Here is a 6,643-nt window from a genome sequence, read left to right as displayed (position 1 = left end):
TTAGGCACGCCGCCAGCGTTCGTCCTGAGCCAGGATCAAACTCTCCAAATTGGTGTTTGAAATGCTCATTACTTTTTTATCGCTTTTTTCGCTTATCCCGAAGGATTTGCGAGGCAGTTATTACTCGTTGTTCAGTTTTCAAAGAACAATTCATTCTTTCGTGTCAACCGCGTTGTTTCGTATCGGCGACTTTTATAATATATCACATTCGCCCAAGTTAATGCAAGCTTTTTTTTAAATTCTTTTTTCGAAGCTTGTTTACTTACTCTTGGGGCGAGAACTAATGTAGCACATAATTGAATACAGAGTCAACCTTTTCCTTAAACCTTTTTCAAATTTGCTAAACCACCACCCACTGGAGCCCAACGATTAAGGCTACTCCAGGTACACCTAATGTAAGTACAGTTCCTATTGTTATGGGGTTCAGCGGGATATACATCCCTGGAACAAGACCAGAATAGTTTAACAAGTACAGCAAACCCGCCGCCAGAACAAGATGAAGCGAGAAGCTGCGCAGCCATCCCCATGATAACCTGTTCTTAAGCAGTACGACTGCTAACAGGAGAGAAGAGCCAATAAAAATCGATAACCATATTGTCTTCACACTCTCACCCCTCTCCATGCTGGCCAGTTCTTGCTAGTACGCTTTGCCAATCGAAGCAGCATCTCATATCGCTTTTCTGCTGTGATCATACAATATATCGCGTAATCCACTTGATCCTTGCCGACTGCGTAATTAAAGAAACGATTCGCATTTTCCCATTCACGGTGTGCCTCAACAATTTCGGCTCGGATGTCATCCATCTGATTAATTCCTTTTTTCAATTCGAGCTGGCCCGCATTGCTCATATCTATCCCTCCCGCTTGTCCTTACTACATCATGTTCATTACTATATGTATAAGCTTGGACATTAGAATAGAACGGGATATTAAACGGAGCGCCTTATCAAGACGACAAAAACGGCAGATCGAGCAATTCCTCGACCTGCCGTTTTCTATATTGCTTATGACTAGTTTATTTCTCTTCGACCTTCTAATGCTTTGGATAAAGTAACCTCATCCGCATATTCAAGATCACCGCCAACAGGCAAGCCATGCGCGATACGCGTAACTCGAATACCAAATGGCTTGATCAGCCGGGATAGATACATTGCTGTGGCTTCGCCTTCAATATTCGGGTTAGTGGCCAGTATAAGCTCCTGAACGCGTTCGTCGCTCAGCCTTCTTAACAGCTCAGCTATACGGATTTCGTCTGGACCGATGCCCTCCATAGGCGAGATTGCGCCTTGAAGCACGTGATAATGGCCTTGGAAGTCCTTCATACGCTCAATCGCAACAAGATCCTTAGATTCTTGAACAACACATATAATGGAGTTATCACGAGATTTATCCTGACAGATTCTACATGGATCTGTATCGGTTATATTGCAGCAAACCGAGCAATAGAACAAATTGCGCTTAACGCTTACAAGCGCCTTCGCAAAATCAATGACGTCGTCTTCCTTCATTCGAAGAACATGAAACGCCAGACGGGCGGCCGTTTTGGGTCCAATACCCGGTAATCGCGTAAAAGCATCAATTAACTTCGCTATCGGTTCTGGGTAATACAAAACTGGGTACAGCTCCTTTCAAGCAAAAAACACCTTCGGTGTCCCCTGGACACGGAAGCAGCTTTGACGGAGAAATAAAAGATAAGTATACACGTAACATACTTTCCTTTATTTCAAACAGAAGCAATACTGCTTCTTAGAACAATCCTGGAATTTTCATTCCGCCTGTGAATTTACCCATATCCTTATTTGCTAGATCATCCACTTTAGTTAGCGCATCGTTAACAGCTGTAAGGACAAGGTCTTGCAGCATTTCAACATCTTCCGGATCTACAGCCTCAGGTTTAATCGTAATGCTAAGAAGTTTCTTATGGCCGTTCGCAGATACGGTAACTACTCCGCCGCCCGCTGTTCCTTCAACCGTCTTCGTTTCCAACTCTTCTTGAGCCTTCATCATTTGATCTTGCATCTTTTTCACTTGCTTCATCATTTGGTTCATATTGTTCATTACAATTCACCTCATCATTAGAATTTAATCTTTATCCTTCACTACTACTAAATCTTCACCAAAAAGTTTGACGGCCTCTTCCACCCATACCGGCCGACTTGCAGCTTGTGGTGAAGCAGAAGATTCGGGCTCAAGCTGAAGCGTCTCGCTCTTCTGCGTACTAGCGCCTTGTGCCGCTGCCGCCTGCCAGTCCTTCATCATAACCGTAACGATACGGAATGAACCGCCGAGCACATCATGCATGACTTTTTCAATAATCTCGCGATTGGCCGGCTTCTCGGTCGTTTCTCGGTGCATCGTATTCTTGAATGCGACGAGAATGGCATCGTCAGCAGAAGCAACCGGCTCACCGTCTTTCAGCCAAGCATGGACCGTAATCTTAGCGTCCTTCACACCCTGCAGGACATCGTTCCACTTCATCCTGAACTGATTGAATTCTGGACTGCCTGCTGTTGCCAGGTACGGATCAAGCTTGACTGAAGACCGTACTATGCCGCCTGAGCCGCCGAATGAACTGCGAACCGCATTAGTACGTGCTGCTTGCTTGCTGGCCGCGCTGTCAGCCGAAGAAGCGTTGTTCCCGCTACCTACTCCATTTTGGATCGCTTGCTCTAGTTTACGCTCCAATGCCTCAATCTGCTGACGCAAACGCCCTACTTCTGCTGATTGTCCGCCGCTTGATGCTGAAGCTGCTGTACTTGCAGAAGCCGCTCCGCCCGACGATTGCTCGTCATTTAACGTGCAAAGCTTCATAAGCGCTACTTCAAACAAGGTTTGAGGCTGTGAGGCATGCTTAAGCTCCACTTGATAACGGTTCAACGTATCAATCATAGCGAACAATCGCTCTGGAGTGAAGGCCTCGGCCATCATTTTGAAGCGTTCAGGATCAACGATCCTCTCTGTTACTGCACCGCCCTGCGGAGCAAGCTTCATAACAAGCAAATCACGGAAATAATAAATTAAGTTTTCCATGCATTTGTCCGCACTTTTGCCGGCTTGCATCAAGCTTTCCACGAGCGGCATAACAGCTGCTACATGACGATCCTTAACAGCCTCCGCCAGCTGGTAGAAATGATCAGCGGCCATGCCGCCTGTCACATCTACTGCCGCGTCGAGAGTAATGCGATCACCTGCAAAAGCAGAAACCTGCTCCAGCAAGCTAATCGCATCGCGCATTCCGCCTTCCGACAATCTTGCAATATAAGCAAGCGCATCTTCGTCGGCCTGTATGCTTTCTTCACGGCAAATCTTAAGCAAGTGCTGCGTCTGCTCTTCAAGCGATACCTGCCTGAAATCAAACCGTTGACAACGGGAGATAATCGTAGCAGGCAGCTTATGCGGTTCGGTCGTCGCCAAGATAAAGATAACATGCCCCGGCGGCTCCTCCAATGTTTTGAGCAAGGCATTAAATGCCTCGGCCGTAAGCATATGTACTTCATCTATAATATAAACTTTGAACCGCACTTCTGAAGGTGCATATCGCACTTTATCACGAATATCACGAATTTCATCAATACCGCGATTAGATGCAGCATCAATCTCAATTACATCCATAATATGTCCCGCGGTAATCCCTATGCAAGCATCACATTCATTACATGGCTCTTCAGCCGGACCACGTTCACAGTTAACCGCTTTGGCTAATATTTTCGCAGCGCTTGTCTTCCCGGTTCCTCGCGGCCCATTAAAAAGATAAGCATGAGATACACGCTGCTCACGAATAGAATTTTGCAGCGTTTGAATAATATGCTGTTGTCCAACCATGTCCTGAAACGTCTGCGGACGCCAGGCACGGTATAAAGCGATATGTGACACGCAGACCTTTCCTTTCAAGTTGCCTTTTCATTTACAATAAGCAAAAGCACCTTCGGTCCTGTGGACGCTGAAATTGCTTTGCATTGCGAAATATAAGAGTAGTATTAGAAAATAATGTACTTTCTTATATTTCAAACAATTGCTACTCCCCTATTATACAACAACTGTGTAGCAAGCAAAACTTTCTTTTGCTAAGACTTTACCCTATTAAAACAACATCTATAAACAAAAACACCTGCATTCGCTAATTCCGACAAAAACATCGAACAGCGATCACAGGTGCTACTTTTGCTATTAGCAAATCATATTAGAAAATTTTTAGTACCGTGCACCTACTCCTGATAAATACGACCCAGGCGACATCCTTGCACTACAGCTCGAGTCAGGCACTCCCCCGGCACATGAACTAATTTACTTATGGCTGCTTCCTTCCGGACCTGACCAAGTTCATAAACGTCCATTGCGGAGGACCCAACTGTCAACACTGCTCGCAAGTGCCAAGACCCTACATCAGTATAACCTCAAGTAGGAATTCAACCTCGCTACAGCGGATTGCGAGTTACAGGGCACCGCTACCTCCCCATCTAGCACGGCAAAAATAAGTATAGCCGATTCCGTCCTAAAGCGCAACTCGCGGTTGAAATTGGACGAATAACAAGGCTACCTTTTGGCTTCTACATGAACCTTATACCGAGGCATATTGTACTGCACAACCGACTGGGCCTTTGCTCGCAGCTCTTCGACTTGAACGTCGGACAGTGCTTTATTTGCTTTTACATTCACATGAAGATCGGTACCGTTAAAATAAATTTGCGTGTGCTCGATGCCGGAAATCGGCTTCAACACCTGCTCAATGAATTTTCCATCTGCATTATAATTAAGATACTGATAACGATTCGGTAAATTGGGATTGCTGTTGGAATAACCCATGTATCCATCATGACCGTAGGTTTTCAGCCTGTTTTCTTGCTTGCTTCTTCCATTTCCACATCCTGAGAGCGTCATGGCTAACAGAAATAAACAAGCGAGTAAGGCTGCCACTTGAAATAAACCTAATCGTTTACTCAAACCGAATGTTTGTTTATTCAATCAAAAAACCTCCCTTCTATCCAATAGGATGGCTGAGGGAGGCTCTTGTATTCTGCCAAATAAAGGCGGAACGATTTGTAGGATTAAATACCGTATTTCTTCTTGAAACGATCGACGCGGCCGCCAGCATCCAGGAACTTTTGCTTACCCGTGTAGAATGGGTGGCATTGGGAACAAACCTCTACGCGAAGACTCGGTTTAACCGAACCAGTCTCGAAGGAATTTCCACAAGCGCAAGTTGCTGTAATGACGTGGTATGTCGGATGAATAGCTTGTTTCATCTCGTTCACCTCTTTCTGCCCTGAATCGCATGCGGACTCAGAGTTAAATCGCACATCTCGGATTATAGCATGAACTTATTTGCAGTTGCAATGAATAATCAGTGATTTGGTTAATATTAGCCGGATTTACTACTCAATAGGTACTTATCGACGTAATGCGGCTGGTGGAACATGTGTATAAGAGCCAATAACTACATCGGGCAGCTCTTCACGGAAAATTTCAAGCATTTGCTTCATCCCGTAAATCTCGCCTTGTGCCTTTGGAATAATCGCCAAGTAGCTTTCAGGATCGATATTTAGGTTGCGCATTTGAATGAGCTTGAGTCCAGTACGCTTAACGAATCCAATCATCGCTTCTATTTCTTCCTCACGGTCTGTGACCCCTGGGAAAATCAAATAGTTGATCGACGTATATACACCATTGTCAGAAGCATATTTCAATGACTTCTCAACATTTTTTAAGTTATAGCCGCGAGGCTTGTAGTAAGCATTATAGTGATCATCAAGTGCACTGATCGTACTCACGCGCATTAGATTAAGTCCTGCATCAACAATCGCTCGCATGAAATCAGTTAGTCCGGCGTTCGTATTAATGTTAATGTAGCCAAGCGAGTTTTGACTGCGAACACGCTTCATGGCCTCAACAATAATTTTCGCTTGTGTTGACGGTTCGCCTTCACAGCCTTGACCGAAGCTAATGATGGATTCCGGCTCGCGCAAGTGCTCCATCATAATTTCAACAATTTCATCGACAGTCGGCTTAAAATTCATCCGAGTTTGCGGAGCGACAAAACCGCTATCATCTGGTTGTTCCGAAATACATCCAAAGCAGCCTGCATTGCATGAGTAGGATACAGGAACTGCTCCTTCCCATCTTCCTAGAAACGTGTTGGAAGAGGTCAAGCACTCATAACCTAGAGCACAGTTCGACAGATGCTTATAAAGACGATTATCCGGATATTTAGCAAGAATGCGCTCTACTTGAATGCCTAGTTCGCCACGGTCGCAATTAAGCGGATCCCATCTTTCAGGATCGTCACTTTGCTCAGCCGTTACATAAAAGTTACCATCTTTCCATACGACAGCTGTATAACCGAACAATGGCAGCTTCTCGTTCTTGTCCGCTTTCACGTAGCCCGGCAAGCATAGACGAGTAAATCCTTGCGGAAGTAAGGCGCCGACTGCTTGAGCTCCGCCTTGCAATGCCTGCATTTCGCCCGTGCTCGGATTAAGACCTATGGGTCTAGTGAAAGGCAGGCTAACAAGAGTTGCTCCATTAGGAAGTGGAATTAATTCCTCCTCCATAATTTCGACAATCATATCGCCGCTTCTTCCCAAAGCTATAAAGTCGGGATGGTCAAATACATTTCCGTTTTTATCCGCATATACGAGATTCATGT

At 45.2% G+C, this 6,643-nt stretch carries 8 protein-coding genes, 1 rRNA gene and 1 other RNA gene (1 of these 10 only partly in view); all 10 read right to left on the bottom strand.

All coding sequences use genetic code 11. The features are described from left to right. Positions 1-51 (bottom strand): 16S ribosomal RNA (locus AC0VYE_RS00935) (it extends 1,505 nt beyond the left edge of the window). Between the two features lie 289 nt (positions 52-340). Further along, positions 341-604 carry a pro-sigmaK processing inhibitor BofA family protein gene (locus AC0VYE_RS00930; RefSeq protein ID WP_076271600.1) on the bottom strand — a complete coding sequence of 88 codons (264 nt, stop codon included), beginning with the start codon at positions 602-604 and terminating at the stop codon, positions 341-343. Then, complete coding sequence (locus tag AC0VYE_RS00925) at positions 601-849, bottom strand: DUF2508 family protein (RefSeq protein WP_076271599.1); 249 nt, start codon at positions 847-849, stop codon at positions 601-603. Before AC0VYE_RS00925 ends, AC0VYE_RS00930 begins: the two co-directional genes overlap by 4 nt. Positions 850-1,010: 161 nt before the next feature. Further along, complete coding sequence (gene recR, locus AC0VYE_RS00920; RefSeq protein ID WP_076271598.1) at positions 1,011-1,610, bottom strand: recombination mediator RecR; 600 nt, start codon at positions 1,608-1,610, stop codon at positions 1,011-1,013. A gap of 136 nt (positions 1,611-1,746) precedes the next feature. Then, on the bottom strand, positions 1,747-2,058 hold the full coding sequence (locus tag AC0VYE_RS00915; protein WP_054025909.1) for a YbaB/EbfC family nucleoid-associated protein: 312 nt from the start codon (positions 2,056-2,058) through the stop codon (positions 1,747-1,749). A 24-nt stretch (positions 2,059-2,082) separates the two neighbouring features. After that, a complete protein-coding gene (gene dnaX, locus AC0VYE_RS00910) occupies positions 2,083-3,873 on the bottom strand; it encodes a DNA polymerase III subunit gamma/tau (protein WP_475445461.1) in 1,791 nt (596 codons plus the stop codon). Between the two features lie 324 nt (positions 3,874-4,197). Further along, positions 4,198-4,466: signal recognition particle sRNA large type (gene ffs / locus AC0VYE_RS00905), an RNA gene on the bottom strand. A gap of 67 nt (positions 4,467-4,533) precedes the next feature. Then, positions 4,534-4,962 (bottom strand): hypothetical protein, encoded by a 429-nt coding sequence (locus AC0VYE_RS00900; RefSeq protein ID WP_475445459.1) that lies wholly within the window; start codon positions 4,960-4,962, stop codon positions 4,534-4,536. Positions 4,963-5,045: 83 nt separating this feature from the next. After that, complete coding sequence (gene rpmE, locus AC0VYE_RS00895; RefSeq protein ID WP_076271595.1) at positions 5,046-5,243, bottom strand: 50S ribosomal protein L31; 198 nt, start codon at positions 5,241-5,243, stop codon at positions 5,046-5,048. Between the two features lie 144 nt (positions 5,244-5,387). After that, positions 5,388-6,641 carry a radical SAM family protein gene (locus AC0VYE_RS00890; RefSeq protein ID WP_076271594.1) on the bottom strand — a complete coding sequence of 418 codons (1,254 nt, stop codon included), beginning with the start codon at positions 6,639-6,641 and terminating at the stop codon, positions 5,388-5,390. Positions 6,642-6,643 lie beyond the last annotated feature (2 nt).

The sequence above is a fragment of the Pristimantibacillus sp. Z349TD_6 genome (assembly GCF_056173205.1).
This window is presented reverse-complemented; position numbering and strand designations above follow the sequence as displayed.